The organism is Streptomyces sp. NPDC096324, assembly GCF_044763015.1.
GTDB lineage: Bacteria > Actinomycetota > Actinomycetes > Streptomycetales > Streptomycetaceae > Streptomyces.
In genome coordinates this window covers 331,692-346,967 of sequence record NZ_JBIWFK010000007.1, presented here as the reverse complement: position 1 = coordinate 346,967, position 15,276 = coordinate 331,692, and the positions used below count along the sequence as shown (strand labels likewise).

The window sequence follows — 15,276 nt, the reverse complement described above, 5'->3', positions numbered from 1 at the left end:
CCCTAGCCGAGGTGGGGTGCGACGTCCGCTCCGAACGCCGCTATCTGGTCCGTGAGTTCGGCGCGGCTCCGGCTGCGGAACCGCACCTGGATCTGGTGCACGCCCATCGCGCCGTACTCCCGCAGCGACGCGGCCAGCTCCTCGGGCGATCCGCTCAGCGTCCGCCGCCCGGTCTCCCAGCCGGGCTCGCCGACGTACAGCGGCTCGGTGATGGCGCCGATCGTCAGGGGCTCCCCGACCCCCGCCTCGGCACGCAGTTCCCGCAACCGGGCGATCTGCCCCGGCAGCCGGTCGCGCGGATCGCCCTGCGGCAGCCAGCCGTCGCCGCGCAGCGCGGCCCGGCGCACGGCGGCGGGCGAGGAGCCGCCCACCCACACGGGCACCCGCTGCTGGGCGGGCCTGGGCCGCTGGCCGAGGCCCTCGAAGTCGTACGTCTTGCCGTGGTGGACGGGGAACTCCTCCGGCCCGAGCGCGGCGCGCAGGGCGTCGATCGTCTCGTCGAGGACGGCTCCCCGGCGCTCGAAGTCGGCCCCGACCGCCTCGAACTCCTCCCGTACGTGCCCGGCGCCGACCCCGAGGACCAGCCGGCCACCCGAGAGGTGGTCGAGGGTCGCGTACTGCTTGGCCGTGACGAGCGGGTGCCGGAGCCCGACCACCGCGACATGGCTCAGCAGCCGGACGCGCTCGGTCACGGCCGCGAGGAAGGCGAGCGTGGCGACGGGGTCGTACCAGATGGTGCTCATGGCGTCCGCGAGCCGGCGCGGTACGGCCACGTGGTCGCAGCTCGCGATGTAGGCGAACCCCGCGCGGTCGGCGGCACGGGCGATCTCGACGAGGTCGTCGGGCCCGGCGGCGGCTTCCCAGGGTTCCGCGTAGATCGTGCTCTGGGACTGGACGGGGAGCTGGATACCGTACGCCAGCCGCCCTTCGGGCAGGATCTGCATGGGCCCGCACCTCTTATCTGACGGTCCGTCATTTCTCGTACAGCGCTGCCATGTTCATCGCCGACGCAGCGTCGGGCAAGGGGCGGGCGGATATCCGGGCACGGTCCCTCAGGGGTCCCGGGCGTCCGCGGGCCGCGTGGTCCCCCACCCTTCCGCCCCCCTCAGCCCGCCCAGAGACCCTCCGCCGTCAGTCCCAGCAGGTCGATCGCGTTCCCCCGCACGATCCGCTCGACGACGTCCGGGGCCAGGTGCCCCATCTGGGCCTCGCCGACCTCCTTCGACTTCGGCCAGGTGGAGTCGGAGTGCGGGTAGTCGGTCTCGTAGAGGACGTTGCCGACGCCGATCGCGTCGAGGTTGCGCAGCCCGAAGGCGTCGTCGAAGAAGCAGCCGTACACGTGGTCGGCGAAGAGCTCGGACGGCGGCCGGTGGACCTTGTCGGCCACCCCGCCCCAGGCGCGGTTCTCCTCCCACACCACGTCGGCGCGCTCCAGGATGTACGGGATCCAGCCGATCTGCCCCTCCGCGTACATCACCTTCAGGTTCGGGAAGCGCTCGAACTTGCCGCTCATCAGCCAGTCGACCATCGAGAAGCAGCAGTTGGCGAAGGTGATCGTGGAGCCGACCGCGGGCGGCGCGTCGGCGGACGTCGACGGCATACGGCTGCTGGAGCCGATGTGCATGGCGATGACGGTGCCCGTCTCGTCGCACGCGGCGAGGAAGGGGTCCCAGTCGTCGGTGTGCACGGACGGGAGCCCGAGGTGCGGCGGGATCTCGGAGAAGGCCACCGCGCGCACCCCGCGGGCCGCGTTGCGCCGCACCTCGTCCGCCGCGAGACGGGCGTCCCACAGCGGTACGAGCGTCAGCGGTATCAGACGCCCGCGGGCGTCCGGCCCGCACCACTCCTCCACCATCCAGTCGTTGTAGGCCCGCACCGAGAGGAGGGCGAGTTCCCGGTCGGCCGCCTCGGTGAACGTCTGCCCGCAGAACCGGGGGAAGGTGGGGAAGCAGAGGGCGGACTGGACGTGGTTGACGTCCATGTCGGCCAGCCGCCGCGGCACGTCGTACGAGCCGGGGCGCATCTGCTCGTACGTGATGACTTCGAGCCGGATCTCGTCACGGTCGTAGCCCACGGCCGTGTCGAGGCGGGTGAGAGGCCTGTGCAGGTCTTCGTAGACCCACCAGTCCCCGATGGGACCCTCGCCGCCCGGTGCGCCCATCACGGGGGCGAACTTCCCGCCCAGGAAGGTCATCTCCTTCAGGGGCGCGCGGACGATGCGGGGCCCGGTGTCCTGGTACTTCGCGGGCAGCCGGTCCCGCCAGACGTCGGGCGGTTCGACCGTGTGGTCGTCCACCGAGATGATCCTCGGGAAGGCGGCCCCAGCGTCCGCCGAGGGGCTCTGCGCGGTTTCCGTGGTCTCCATACCGGCCACGGTAGCGCTGATCTGACGACCCGTCAGCTCCCTGGCGGCGACCTGTCGGCTCACCGACGGACACCGTGGGACCACCGCCGCCGGTCCGTCCGCCGCCCGCCGAAGGGCGCGGCCGGGAGCGGCGCGGAGATGAATGGGCGCGGAAGCGTGGGGAGCCCCTGTGGGGAGCCTGTGTGGGGACGGTGTGGGCTGCCGCACCACACCTTGTGATCGCTGTCTCGCACGGCTGACGCATCCGCCATGAACAAGGCAAACTGGCCTCGTTGTACTGACAGTTCGGCAGGGGGACAGCGATGGACGGTGTGCCGCGCGTACCGAAGCAGTGGCATCCGGGCCCCGAGGAGCCCGCGGCGTTGCGCTTCAGCGTGCTCGGCCCGGTGCGCGCCTGGCTCGGGGACGAACCGCTGCCGGCCGGGTCCCCGCAGCAACGCGCACTGCTGGCCGCGCTGCTGCTGCGCGACGGCCGCACGGCCACGGCCTCCGAGCTCATCGACGCCCTGTGGGGCGACGAGCCCCCCTCCCAGGCGCTGGCCGCCCTGCGGACGTACGCCTCCCGCCTGCGCAAGACGCTCGGCGCCGAGGTGCTGGTGAGCGAGTCCGGCGGCTACGCCATCCGCTCCCTGCGCGAGGGCGCGCTCGACCACGTGAACGCCCAGGAACTCGCCGCCGACGCCGAGAAGGCGCGCGCGGCGGGCGACCTCTCCCGCGCCCGCGACCTGCTCAGGGACGCCCTCGACCTGTGGGACGGCGAACCGCTCGCGAGCATCCCCGGCCCCCACGCGGAGACCCAGCGGGCCCGCCTGGAGGAGTGGCGCCTGCAACTCCTCGAATCCTGCCTCGACATGGACCTGGAACAGGGCTTCCACGCGGAGGCGGTCTCCGAACTCACCGCGCTCACCGCGGCCCACCCGCTGCGCGAACGCCTGCGGGAACTGCTGATGCTGGCGCTGTACCGCTCCGGCCGCCAGGCGGAGGCCCTCGCCGTGTTCGCGGACACCCGGCGGCTGCTCGCCGACGAGCTGGGGGTGGACCCGCGGCAGGGGCTGAAGGAACTCCAGCAGCGCATACTCCAGGCGGACCCGGGCCTCGCGGAACCCTCCGCCCCGAAGGCGGAACCCGTCGTCGCCCTCGTCCGCCCGGCCCAGCTCCCGGCGACCGTCACCGACTTCACCGGCCGGGCGTCCTTCGTGCAGGAACTGAGCGACGTCCTCGCCGCGGCCTCCTCCGAGGAGGGCCGCGTCATGGCCGTCTCGGCGCTCGCGGGCATCGGCGGCGTCGGCAAGACCACCCTCGCGGTGCACGTGGCCCACCAGGCCCGCGGGGCCTTCCCCGACGGACAGCTCTACGTCGACCTCCAGGGCGCCGGATCACGGGCGGCCGAACCCGAGACGGTCCTCGGCGCCTTCCTGCGGGCCCTCGGAACGGCGGACTCCGCGATCCCGGAGTCGCTGGAGGAACGCTCGGCCCTCTACCGCTCAACCCTCGACGGCCGCCGCGTCCTGGTCCTGCTGGACAACGCCCGCGACGCCGCCCAGGTGCGGCCGCTGCTGCCCGGCACCGAGGGCTGCGCCGCCCTGGTCACCTCGCGCATCCGGATGGTGGACCTGGCCGGCGCCCATCTCGTGGACCTCGACGTGATGTCCCCCGAGGAGGCGCTGCAACTCTTCACGAAGATCGTGGGCGAGGAGCGGGTCGCCTCCGAGCGGGAGGCCGCCCTCGACGTGGTCGCGGCCTGCGGCTTCCTGCCCCTGGCCATCCGCATCGCCGCGTCCCGGCTCGCCGCCCGCCGCACGTGGACCGTTTCGGTGCTCGCGGCCAAGCTCGGCGACGAGCGCCGCCGGCTCGACGAGCTCCAGGCCGGCGACCTGGCCGTCAAGGCCACCTTCGAACTTGGTTACGGCCAGCTCGAACCGGCCCAGGCGCGCGCCTTCCGGCTGCTGGGCCTCGCCGACGGCCCGGACATCTCGCTCGCGGCCGCGGCGGCGGTGCTCGACCTCCCGGCCGAGGCCACCGAGGACCTCCTGGAGTCCCTCGTCGACACCTCCCTCCTGGAGTCGGCCGCGCCCGGCCGCTACCGCTACCACGACCTGGTCCGCCTCTACGCCCGCGCGTGCGCCGAACGCGACGAACAGCCACCGAGCGAGCGGGCCGCGGCCCTGTCGCGGTTGCTGGACTTCTACCTGAGCACGGCGGCGGGGGTGTACGCGATCGAACGCCCCGGAGACCGTCTGGTGGACCACCTGGAGCCGACGGCGTACACGGGCCTGTCGTTCGGGGACCGGCACCGGGCGCAGGACTGGCTGTACTCGGAGGCGATCTCCCTGCTGGCGTGTGTCCGCCAGTCCACCCAGGACGGATTCCTCCGGCGCTCCGTCGACGCGCTGTGGGCCTCCGTGGACCTCGCGGAGTCCGGCACCAACTCCAAGGCGTACGAGGGCGTCGCCGCCGCGCTGCGGGAAGCGGCCCAGGAGGCCGCCGACGCGCACGCCGAGGCGCGGGCCCTGGTCACCCTGGCCTACGTCCACTACTACACCGGACGCTTCGAACCCGCCCGCGAGGCCGCCGCGGGGGCCCTCGAACTGGCCGCCGAGACGGACCACCTGACGAGCTGCTGGGCCTCCAACACCCTGGGTGTGATCGCCCTCCTGCAGAACCAGTACGAGGACGGCGAGGCGCATCTGGCCCGGGCGATCGAGAGCTTCGGGGCCTGCCACGACCGGGCCGGCGAGGCCAGTGCGCTGTGCAACCTCTCACGCATCCACCTCGCCACCGGACGCACCGGCAGCGCCGTGTCGCTGGCCCAGCAGGGCACCGACATGTACGACGACATGGGGCACGCCCTGAAGGGCGCCAACGGCCGTTACGCACTGGGCCTCGCCCTCACCCAGAGCGGCCGGCTGGCGGAGGCGACCGCCGTCCTCGGCGAGGCGCTCGCGGTGTTCCGCAACAGCCGCCAGCGGCTGTGGGAGGGCATGTCGCTGTTCCGTCTCGCGGAGGCCGATCTCGCCGCCCAGCGCCCGGCCGCCGCGGCGACGAACGCCGAGACGGCCCTGACGGTGCTGCGGGGCATCGGCGGCGAGTGGCGCAGGGGCAATGTCCTCATCGTGCTCGGCCAGGCCCTGAACGCGATCGGCCACTCCGGCCGGGCCCAGGTCTGCTGGCGCGAATCCCTCGACATCTTCCAGACGTTGGGCTCCCCGGAGGCCGCCACCGTCAGGGCGCTGCTCAATCCCATGGCGGTTGCCTAGGGCTCATTGGCGTTCACATGCGGAGGCGTTCATCGTTCGTTTATCGCCGCCCGGCAGTCTCTGTGTTGTCGATCCGTCGCGTCGGGGGGCAGTCGGGACGACCTGAGGCCGTAGCACTAAGGTGATCGGCCCCGAGTGCCCGTCCGGCGGCCCACGGGGGAGCTGCCGGACGGGCCGCTCCAAACAACGCACCAAGACTGTCAGGGGGACAGCCACCATGAGCGACACCAACAGCACCGACAACATCCACGCCACGGACGAGCCGACCGGCGGGGCCTCCACGGACAACATCCACGCCACGAGCGAGCCGCTCACCGGCAAGAACCCGATCACCAAGGACGACGGCGCCGGCGACGCCTCGACGGACAACATCCACGCGACGGACGAGCCGGTCTAAGTCCCACCTGGGGGGGCGGACTTACACCACACGGGGATCGACCGCGGCGGCGCGGAGGGGGAGCCGCCGCGGTCGCCGTGTGTCCGGACCCGGGCGCCGGGTTCACCTCCCCCGCAGCTCCCCCTTCACCACCTTCCCGCTCGCGTTGCGCGGCAGTTCGGTGACGAAGGCGACCGTGCGCGGGACCTTGTAGTTGGCCATTTCGCGGCGGGACCAGGTGATCAGGTCCTCGGCCGTGACGGTGGAGTGCGGGCGGCGGACGACGTAGGCCCTGCCGACCTCGCCGAGGCGGCTGTCCGGGACGCCGACGACCGCCACGTCGGCGACGTCGGGGTGCAGGCCGAGGAGCTGCTCGATCTCCGCGGGGTAGGCGTTGAAGCCGCCGACGATGAACATGTCCTTGATCCGGTCGGTGATGCGGAGATTGCCCTCGGGATCGAGGACGCCCACGTCGCCGGTGCGCAGCCAGCCGTCCGGCGTCAGGACCTCCGCCGTGGCGACCGCGTCCTCGAAGTAGCCGCTCATCACGTTGAAGCCGCGGACCAGGACCTCGCCGGGGACTCCGGGGGCCGCCGGGGCTCCCGAGGCGTCCACGACCCGCACCTCGGTGTCCGGGATCGCCCGGCCCGAGGTCGAGGCGATCACCTCCGGCCGGTCCCCCCTGCGGCACATGGTGACGATGCCACTCGCCTCGGAGAGGCCGTACGCCGTCAGGACCGTGTCCACGCCGAGCTCCGTACGCAGGCGCTCGACCAGCCGCAGCGGGACCACGGCGGCCCCGGTCACCACCAGCCGCAGCGCGGAGAGGTCGTACGTGTCGCGGGCGGGGTGGTCGAGGAGGGACTGGTGCAGGGTGGGCGGGCCGGGGAGGACGGATATGCGTTCCGCGGCCACGTTCGCCAGCACGGTGTCCACGTCGAACACCGGCTGCGGCACCATCGTCGCCCCGCGCATCAGACAGGCGATGATCCCCGCCTTGTAGCCGAAGGTGTGGAAGAAGGGGTTCACGATCAGATAGCGGTCGCCCTCGCGCAGACCGGCGAGGTCGCTCCAGATCTCGTAACCGCGCAGGGTCTGCGCGTGTGTGATCAGGGCGCCCTTGGGCCGGCCCGTGGTGCCCGAGGTGAAGACGATGTCCGAGGGGGAGCCGCCCGACACGGCCTCCCCGCGGCGGCGCACCTCGTCCCGGCCGACGCCCTCCCCGTCCGCGAGGAAGTCCTTGAACGTACGGAAGTCGGCGGGGGCGTCGTCCGCGAGGACCACCACCCGCTCCAGGTGCGGAAGGCCGGGGAGCGGGCCGGCGCCGGGTCCGGGGGGCGCTCCCCCGGCCGCTTCCCCGGGCTCCCCCGCCGCCCGGCGCAGCGAGGCCACGTACGACGTGCCGAGGAACGTTCCCGTCACGAAGAGCAGCCTCGCCCGGCTCCTGGCCAGGACGTACGCCGCCTCGGCGCCCTTGAAGCGGGTGTTGAGGGGGACCAGGACCGCCCCCGCGGACACCGCGCCGAGGGCGGCGACGATCCAGTCGAGGGTGTTCGGGGCCCAGATGGCCACGCGGTCGCCCGCGCGGACGCCGCTCGCCACGCAGGCGGCCGCGGAGCGTTCGACCCGCGCCCCCAACTCCGCGTAGGAGACGCGTATCCGGCCGTCGACGACGGCCTCGCGGTCCGCGAAACGGGCCGCCGCCGACCGTACGAGTCCGGGGACGCCGCCCCACTCCAGGTCACCGCGCATCGTGTACCTCCCGCCGGAGCACCACTAGCTGACTGACCGTCAGATTAGCTGTAGCCTGACGGACTGTCAGCAGCCGGGACCGTGTGCGGAGGTCACCCATGCCAGGGCTCAAGGACGCCACAGCCGTCGTAGGAATCGGGCAGACCGCCTTCGCGAAACGACTCCCGGAGTCCGAGAAGACGCTGGCCTGCCGCGCGGTCCTCGCCGCCCTCGACGACGCCGGCATCGCACCCGAGGAGGTCGACGCCCTCGCCTCCTACACCATGGAGGAGACCGACGAGGTGGAGGTCGCCAAGGCCGTCGGGCTCGGTGACCTCACCTTCTTCAGCAAGGTCGGCTACGGCGGCGGCGGTTCCTGCGCCACCGTCGCGCACCTGGCCGCGGCCATCACCGCCGGCCAGGCGACCGTGGGCGTGGCCTGGCGCTCGCGCAAGCGGGGCAGCGGCCCGCGCCCCTGGAAGAACACGGCCGTCCAGCTCCCCACCCCGGCCCAGTGGACCCGGCCCTTCGGACTGCTGCGGCCCGCCGACGAGATCGGCATGCTCGCGCGCCGGTACATGCACGAGTACGGGGCCACCCGCGACCACCTCTTCAACGTGGCCCTCGCCTGCCGCAACCGCGCCAACCAGAACCCGGCCGCGATGATGTACGAACGTCCGCTGACCCGCGAGATGTACATGACCGCCCGCTGGATCAGCGAGCCGCTCTGCCTCTTCGACAACTGTCTGGAGACGGACGGCGCGCTCGCCTGCGTGATCGTGTCCGCCGAGCGGGCCCGCGACTGCCGGCAGCGGCCCGTCTACGTCCACTCCGCCGCGCAGGGCCTGCCCGCCCAGCACCACGGGATGGTCAACTACTGGAACGACGACCCGCTCACCGGGCCCGCCTGGACCGCCGCCCGGCATCTGTGGAAGCACGCCGACCTCACCCCCGAGGACGTGGACGTGGCACAGATCTACGACGCGTTCACGCCCCTGATACCCCTCTCGCTGGAGGGATACGGCTTCTGCGGGCGCGGGGAGGGCGCGGCCTTCACGGAGGGCGGCGCGCTGGAGATCGGCGGACGGCTGCCGGTCAACACCGGGGGCGGCGGGCTCAGCGAGGCCTACGTGCACGGCTTCAACCTCATCAACGAGGGCGTGAAGCAGTTGCGGGGCACGAGCACGGCACAGGTGCCGGGAGCGGCGACCTGTCTGGTCACGGCGGGGGAAGGGGTCCCGACCTCCGCCCTCCTGCTGAGGAGCTGAGGAGCCGGGATGGCCGACATGACAGAGACGACCGGGGCGGACGTGAGCACCCGGGCCGGCACGACCGCGACGGCCGGCGACGGCGTGCGTACCGGGGACGACGGACGGGACGGGAGGGACGGGACCGAGGAGCCTCTGCTGTCCCCCGTCCCCGACGACGACGGGGCGCCCTTCTGGGAGTACGCCGCCCGGGGCGAACTCCGCGTCCAGGCCTGCGCCGACTGCGGTGAACTCCGCTTCCCGCCGCGCCCCTGCTGCCCGCACTGCCACTCCTTCGCCGACGAGTGGCGCAGGATGAGCGGGCGGGGCCGGATCTGGTCGTACGTCGTCCCCCATCCGCCGCTCCTGCCCGCCTACGCCGCGCTGGCCCCGTACAACGCGATCGTGGTGGAGCTGGACGAGGCGCCGCGGATACGGCTGGCGGGGAACCTGGTGAGCGGGCCGGACGCGCCCCTCGGCTCGGTTCCGGCGGGGCGGCTCCGGATCGGGGCCCGGGTGCAGGCGGTGTTCACCGAGGTGAGCGGCGTGACCGTGCCGCGCTGGGTCCTGGAGCGGGCGTGAGCGGGGAGGCGGGAGGCGGCGGGCTCGTGGTGAGCGTCGACAAGGACGCCGGGGTCGCCGTCCTCACGCTCGACCGGCAGGACCGGCTCAACGCCATCGACCTCCCGACGGCCGCCGAACTGGTCGCCGCCTGGCGCGAGTTCCGGTTCGACGACACGGTACGGGCGCTCGTCGTGACCGGCGCGGGACGACGGGCCTTCTGCACCGGGATCGACCGCGGCGCCGAGGTGCCGCAGCCGGGCTCCCCGTACATGGTGGACGATCCGCTCGCCGCGATCGGACCGAAGGCCAACGGGCTGTGGAAGCCGGTGATCGCCGCCGTGAACGGGATCGCTTGCGGCGGCGCCTTCTATCTGCTGGGCGAGGCGGAGTTCGTCGTCGCCGACGAGGAGGCCACCTTCTTCGACCCGCACACGACGTACGGGATGGTCAGCGCGTACGAGTCGGTCTACCTCGCGCAGCGGATGCCGTTCGGGGAGGTGGCGCGGATGGCGCTGATGGGGACCGCGGAGCGGGTCTCCGCGCGCCGGGCGTACGAGGTGGGGCTGGTGTCCGAACTGACGGCGCCGGGCGAGGCGTTGGCGGCGGCCGTCGCCTGCGCGGCGGTCATCGCGTCCTACCCGTCCGAAGCCGTCCAGGGGACGGTGCGGGCCCTGTGGTCGGCGCAGGAGGCGACCCGGGCGGCGGCCCTGGCGCACGCTCCGCAGCTCGTCTCCCTGGGGAACCTGCCCGCCGAGCGGCAGGCGGAACTGTTCTCGGCACGCAGGCCGGGATTCCGGCTGCGCTGAGGGCCCGTGGGACGGCGGCCGGCAGAACGCCGCTCCCGCCGGACCGGAGGAACCCTCGCACCGCACCGGAGCGGACCGGTCCGGCGCTCGCTCCCTGTGGCGGGCCGGTCACGCGGGGCGTAGCCTCGGCAGCCGGAACGGCTTCCGCAGGCCGTCCGCGTGTACGACGGCCGCCGTCCGGAGACCCTTCCGTGCCCGGTACGGCGGCCGTCACAGAGGCTCGGGCGCGATGGCGTCACGGAGTGCGGCCCCGGTCCCGGCGGGCGGTGTCCGCCCGTCCCGACGGCCGTCCCGACGCCCGGGCGTCTCCCGTGGTGCGAGCGCGGCTCACGTGGTGCGAGCGGTCCCGGTGCCCTTCTCCGCGTCCAGCGCGTACACGCAGCGGTCCTTGCTGCACGCGTACACGACACCGTCCTTGACCACGGGTGCCCCGGTGATCTCGCCGCCGGTGGCCAGCTTCCAGCGCAGGCGCCCGTCGTCGGCCTTCAGGGTGTACAGGAGGTGGTCCGTGGAGCCGAAGTGGATACGGCCGTCGGCCACCGCCGGAGCGCCCACCAGGTCGCCCCCGGCCTGGAATCTCCACTTCGGGGTGCCGGTGACGGCGTCCAGCGTGTACAGGCCCTTGCCGCTGCCCACATGGACGTGTCCGGCGGCCACCAGGACCGGCTCGGTGGAGGCGCGGGACTCGGTGGCGATGCGCCAGCGGTCGCGGCCGTCGGTCGCGTCGAGGGCGTACACCGTGCCGAGGTAGTCGGCGAGGTAGACGCCGCCGCCCGTCACCGCCGGGCCCGGGGCGAAGGTGGGCGGGCAGAGGAAGACCGCCGGAGCCTCGAAGTGCCAGCGGACGTGACCGCTGGCCACGTCGATCGCGAGGACGCGGGTGCCCGCGGAGATGTAGACGTAGCCGTCGGGCGCGTGGGTCATGCGGACCGGGACGCCGCTGCAGGACGCCGCGTCGCCGATCGGGTACGACCAGCGCTCCTCGCCCGTACGGGCCTCCAGGGCGCGCAGCCGGGCGTCCTTCCAGACGTACACCGTGCCGTCGTGGATCGACGGACCGGACTCCGGGGACTCGAAGTCCGTCTGGGCGCCGCTGATCTCCCAGAGCTTCTGTCCGTTCGCGGCCTCCCACGCCTGCACGCCGCCGCCGCGGGTGCCTGTGAGAACCGTTCCGCGGTCGGCCTGGAGGGAGTACACCCAGGCGTCCGTGGACAGGCGCCACAGGTCCGCGCCCTCCCTGGCTTCGAGCGCGTACAGCGTCGGCCCGTCGGAGGCGTGGATGCGGCCGTCCGCCACCGCCATCGACCAGGCCACGTCTCGCGTCTTGAAACGGCGCCGCCCGGTCGCCACGTCGAGGGCGTGGACCTCGAAGGAGGTGACGTAGACGAGGTCGTCGGCGACCGAGGGCGTGCCCCATACGTCGTTCGACATGCGGAAGCGCCAGGGGCGCCAGCCCGCCGACGCGTCGGGCGTCGGGGGCGCGACCGTGGGGACGGGCGCCGGTTCGGCGCCGTTCACGCCGATGCGCGGCCGGGACCAGGACGCCGCGAGCCCGGCCTCCGGCGGCGGCGCCTTCACGGCCGCGGCACGGGCGTCGAGGACCCGCGGGCCGGGACCGATGGGCACCTTGCCGCCCGCGAGGCGCACGGGACCGGTGTCGGGCGCCCCCACGGGCACCGGGGCGTGCGAGGGGGGCGGGGGCACGGGACGCCCCCCGCCGCTGCGACCGCTTCCCCCGGCCGGCTGCTTGACCGGCGGACGGCCGCCGCGACGCGTCTCGATCAGGCCCACCGCGCGCTCGGGCAGCCAGGCCGAGGCCGTACCGCTGTCGTCGGAGCCGGAGCCGAAGAGGTGGGGCGCGAGCTGGGCCTGGAGGTCGGCGGGGTTGGGGCGGGCCGTGGCGTCCATCTGCATGCAGGACTCGATGAGCGGGCGCAGCTCGTCGGGCAGGCCTTCGAGGTCCGGACCCTCGCGGAGCAGCATGAAGACCGTCTCGACGGGGTTGGCGCCGTGGAAGGGGGCGTGACCGGTGGCGGCGAAGACGAGCATCGAGCCGAGCGAGAAGACGTCGCTCGCGCCGGTGACGCTGCGCGAGTCCTTCGCCTGCTCGGGAGACATGTAGGCGGGGGTGCCGACGGCGACGTTGGTCATGGTCAGACGGGTGTTCGAGACGCCGGACGCGATGCCGAAGTCGATCACGCGCGGCCCGTCCTCGACCACGAGGACGTTCGACGGCTTCAGGTCGCGGTGGACGAGTCCGGCGCCGTGGATCGACTGCAGCGCCTCCGCGACACCAGCCGCCAGCCAGCGCACGGCCTGGGCCGGGAGCGGCCCGCACTCGTTCACTATCTCCTCGAGCGAGGGCGCGGGCACATAGGCTGTGGCCAGCCACGGCACGGCGGCGCGGGCGTCGGCGTCGACGACGGCGGCCGTGTAGAAGCCCGACACGGCACGGGCCGCCTCGACCTCGCGCGAGAAGCGGACCCGGAACAACTGGTCCTCGGCGAGCTCGGTCCTGACCGTCTTGATCGCCACGCGCCGGCCCGAGGCCGAGCGCGCGAGATAGACCAGCCCCATGCCGCCGGCACCCAGCCGTCCCAGCACCTCGAACGGCCCGATCCGGCGCGGATCGTGCTGCGTCAGCTGATCCACCACTTGCCTGCCACCTCCCCGTACGGGTCACGTCATCCACGTATGAACGCGGCCCAGTGCAGCGTCTCACCACCGCACCGCCATGGCGGCACGCACCCCGATTCTTCCTGGCCGAGCCGCCGGTTGCGAACCCGGGGCCGGATCGGGGTGTCTTGTGACAAAACAACCGCCCCGGCAGGAGTACGGCCGCCAGGGCGCCATGGTTCAGGGCCGAAATGCGCCCCTCACCCCAGAAGTACCCCGCTCAGGGCCCCGGAAGTGCCGTCCCTCACGTCGAAAAGCCGTGCCCCTCCCCGCAGAAGCGTTTCGGCCTTCGCGGGCGAAGTACCCCCGGAATCCTTCAACGTTGAAGGACCCTCAGCGCCGACGCGGCGTCACGGCTGGTCGAGGCACCTTCAGCGTTCGAGCACCGCGAACGACGCACCCTGATTGTCGCTGACGACGGCCACCCGCCCGTACGACGTGTCGAAGGGTGTCACCTGGACACGGCCGCCGAGCCTGTTCACCGTCCCGAGTGTCCGCTCGCAGTCCTCGACTCCGAAATGGACGAGGAAATGGGGCGGCATCTCGGCCGGAAAGACGCCCGTCACGGGAACGCGGCCGAAATCGGGGGTCGCGTCGGGCCCGAACAGCGCGTCGTGGAACAGGGCGCCGTAGAAGCGGTCGACCGTCGCGGTGTCGCGGGCGTACAGCTCGGCCCAGCAGAACGTGCGGCGCTCGTGCCGCTTGGCGAAGCCGGCGTGCGTGCCGGGCTGCCAGAGGCCGAAGACGGCGCCCTCGGGGTCGGTGGCGAGGGCGGCGGTGCCCAGCTCGCCGGACAGGCCCACCGCCGTGGGCACGGCGATGATCCGGCCGTCCGCCGCCACGATCCGCCGGGCGAGCGCCTCCGCGTCCGGCGTCGCGAAGTACACCGTCCACACGGTGGGCATCCGCCCGTCGAGCTTGGGCGTGAGGGCCGCGACCGGCTCACCGTCCAGCTCCGCCCAGCCCTCCGGGCCGGACTCCTCGGGGAACGTCCAGCCGAAGAGCTCGCCGTAGAAGCGCTTGCCCGCCTCCACGTCGGGGAGCTGGGCGTCGACCCAGCAGGGCACACCCTCGGAGAACCCTGCGACAGCGGCTGATTCGGCCATGCGGCCAAGCTAACGGCCCTTCCGGCATCCCGCAGAGCGTGCGCACCTGCCCCGGTGACGCCCCGTCCCTGCTCAGGGGCCCCGCGCGGGGATCCGTGGGGCTGCCCGGCGGCGTTCCCGGCAGCCTGCCCGGTGGTGTTCCCGGGGCGTTCCCGACGGCCTGCCCGGGGCCTTCCCGGCGGGCCTGCCCGGTGGTGTTCCCAGGGCGTTCCCGACGGCCTGCCCGGAGGCGATCCCGGCGTGCTCCCGGCGGTGATTCCGGCGTGGTTCCGGCGGCGTTCCCGGCGGCGTTCCCGGCGGCCTGTGCGGCGGGCTTGTCCGGGTGTTCCCGGGCGCCTTCGGTGAAGGTGTCCGGGAACCCGCGGAAGCCCTGCCGCGCCCCTCGTCGAAACCGCTCCGAAGCCTCGCCGAACCCGCTCCGAACCCCGGCGATGCGCGGCCGCACCCCATTTGCAGTCGGCCGAATCGCGCTCCGATCACCCCTCGGTAAGCTGACGGCATGACAGGACAAGTGCGTACCGTCGACGGCCGCGTGGCCGGACGACGTGGGCAGGCGACCCGGCAGAAGCTGCTCGACTGCCTCAGCGAGATGCTCAGCTCATCGCCCTACCGGGATGTCAAAGTCATTGACGTCGCCCGGAAGGCAGGCACTTCACCCGCGACCTTCTACCAGTACTTCCCGGACGTCGAAGGCGCCGTCCTGGAGATCGCGGAGCAAATGGCCGCCGAGGGCGCCGCGTTGACCCAGTTGCTCGAAGGCCGTTCCTGGGTCGGCAAGGCCGGCTGGCAGACCGCGCAGGAACTCGTCGACGGCTTCCTGGAGTTCTGGCGGAAGAACGACGCGATTCTGCGCGTCGTCGATCTGGGCGCCGCCGAGGGCGACAAGCGGTTCTACAAGATCCGCATGAAGATCCTGAACTCCGTCAACAACTCCCTGACGGATTCGGTCACCGAGCTCCAGGCCAAGGGCAAGGTCGACAAGGACGTGAACCCGGCCGCGATGGCCGGTTCCCTCGTCGCCATGCTCGCGGCGGTCGCCTCGCACCAGAAGGGTTTCCAGACCTGGGGCGTCAAGCAGGCCGAACTCAAGCCGAATCTCGCGCTGTTGGTGTACCTGGGCGTGACCGGGAAGAAGCCGACGAAGTAGT

11 protein-coding genes are annotated in these 15,276 nt (G+C 72.9%); 6 read left to right on the top strand and 5 right to left on the bottom strand.

Annotated elements, in window-relative coordinates; all coding sequences use genetic code 11:
- Positions 1–2 precede the first annotated feature (2 nt).
- Positions 3–944, bottom strand: coding sequence for an LLM class F420-dependent oxidoreductase (locus ACIQ7M_RS21395; RefSeq protein WP_403646531.1), 942 nt, complete (start codon positions 942–944; stop codon positions 3–5).
- 161 nt (positions 945–1,105) lie between these two features.
- Complete coding sequence (locus ACIQ7M_RS21390; protein WP_403646527.1) at positions 1,106–2,365, bottom strand: amidohydrolase family protein; 1,260 nt, start codon at positions 2,363–2,365, stop codon at positions 1,106–1,108.
- Positions 2,366–2,667: 302 nt separating this feature from the next.
- Here ACIQ7M_RS21390 and ACIQ7M_RS21385 point away from each other — a divergent pair, with 302 nt between their 5' ends.
- Positions 2,668–5,622, top strand: a complete 2,955-nt coding sequence (locus tag ACIQ7M_RS21385; RefSeq protein ID WP_403646524.1) for an AfsR/SARP family transcriptional regulator — start codon at positions 2,668–2,670, stop codon at positions 5,620–5,622.
- Between the two features lie 217 nt (positions 5,623–5,839).
- Complete coding sequence (locus ACIQ7M_RS21380) at positions 5,840–6,019, top strand: hypothetical protein (RefSeq protein ID WP_355759594.1); 180 nt, start codon at positions 5,840–5,842, stop codon at positions 6,017–6,019.
- Between the two features lie 102 nt (positions 6,020–6,121).
- Here ACIQ7M_RS21380 and ACIQ7M_RS21375 read toward each other — a convergent pair whose 3' ends face one another.
- Positions 6,122–7,750 carry a fatty acid--CoA ligase family protein gene (locus tag ACIQ7M_RS21375; RefSeq protein WP_403646522.1) on the bottom strand — a complete coding sequence of 543 codons (1,629 nt, stop codon included), beginning with the start codon at positions 7,748–7,750 and terminating at the stop codon, positions 6,122–6,124.
- A 98-nt stretch (positions 7,751–7,848) separates the two neighbouring features.
- On the opposite strand from ACIQ7M_RS21375, the gene ACIQ7M_RS21370 reads away from it, so the two are divergent.
- From ACIQ7M_RS21370 to ACIQ7M_RS21360, 3 genes are all read left to right on the top strand, one after another.
- Entirely contained in the window at positions 7,849–8,997 is a 1,149-nt protein-coding gene (locus tag ACIQ7M_RS21370; RefSeq protein ID WP_386977949.1) for a lipid-transfer protein, read from the top strand.
- A gap of 135 nt (positions 8,998–9,132) precedes the next feature.
- Positions 9,133–9,558, top strand: a complete 426-nt coding sequence (locus tag ACIQ7M_RS21365; protein ID WP_403646972.1) for a Zn-ribbon domain-containing OB-fold protein — start codon at positions 9,133–9,135, stop codon at positions 9,556–9,558.
- Positions 9,555–10,346, top strand: a complete 792-nt coding sequence (locus ACIQ7M_RS21360) for an enoyl-CoA hydratase/isomerase family protein (RefSeq protein WP_389844467.1) — start codon at positions 9,555–9,557, stop codon at positions 10,344–10,346. The genes ACIQ7M_RS21365 and ACIQ7M_RS21360 overlap by 4 nt, the downstream gene beginning before the upstream one ends.
- A 327-nt stretch (positions 10,347–10,673) precedes the next feature.
- Here the strand turns inward: ACIQ7M_RS21360 and ACIQ7M_RS21355 are convergent, their stop codons facing one another.
- Together ACIQ7M_RS21355 and ACIQ7M_RS21350 are read right to left on the bottom strand one after the other, a co-directional pair.
- Positions 10,674–13,001 (bottom strand): serine/threonine-protein kinase, encoded by a 2,328-nt coding sequence (locus ACIQ7M_RS21355; protein ID WP_355759601.1) that lies wholly within the window; start codon positions 12,999–13,001, stop codon positions 10,674–10,676.
- A gap of 392 nt (positions 13,002–13,393) precedes the next feature.
- A complete protein-coding gene (locus ACIQ7M_RS21350; protein WP_386977943.1) occupies positions 13,394–14,128 on the bottom strand; it encodes a VOC family protein in 735 nt (244 codons plus the stop codon).
- 499 nt (positions 14,129–14,627) lie between these two features.
- Here ACIQ7M_RS21350 and ACIQ7M_RS21345 point away from each other — a divergent pair, with 499 nt between their 5' ends.
- Positions 14,628–15,275, top strand: a complete 648-nt coding sequence (locus tag ACIQ7M_RS21345; RefSeq protein WP_355759605.1) for a TetR family transcriptional regulator — start codon at positions 14,628–14,630, stop codon at positions 15,273–15,275.
- The last annotated feature ends 1 nt before the right edge of the window (position 15,276 follow it).

Coding starts and splice junctions, on each gene's coding strand:
- ACIQ7M_RS21395 (WP_403646531.1), bottom strand. CDS start 944: ATGCAGATCCTGCCCGAAGGGCGGCTGGCGTACGGTATCCAGCTCCCC.
- ACIQ7M_RS21370 (WP_386977949.1), top strand. CDS start 7,849: ATGCCAGGGCTCAAGGACGCCACAGCCGTCGTAGGAATCGGGCAGACC.
- ACIQ7M_RS21385 (WP_403646524.1), top strand. CDS start 2,668: ATGGACGGTGTGCCGCGCGTACCGAAGCAGTGGCATCCGGGCCCCGAG.
- ACIQ7M_RS21375 (WP_403646522.1), bottom strand. CDS start 7,750: ATGCGCGGTGACCTGGAGTGGGGCGGCGTCCCCGGACTCGTACGGTCG.
- ACIQ7M_RS21390 (WP_403646527.1), bottom strand. CDS start 2,365: ATGGAGACCACGGAAACCGCGCAGAGCCCCTCGGCGGACGCTGGGGCC.
- ACIQ7M_RS21345 (WP_355759605.1), top strand. CDS start 14,628: ATGACAGGACAAGTGCGTACCGTCGACGGCCGCGTGGCCGGACGACGT.
- ACIQ7M_RS21350 (WP_386977943.1), bottom strand. CDS start 14,128: ATGGCCGAATCAGCCGCTGTCGCAGGGTTCTCCGAGGGTGTGCCCTGC.
- ACIQ7M_RS21380 (WP_355759594.1), top strand. CDS start 5,840: ATGAGCGACACCAACAGCACCGACAACATCCACGCCACGGACGAGCCG.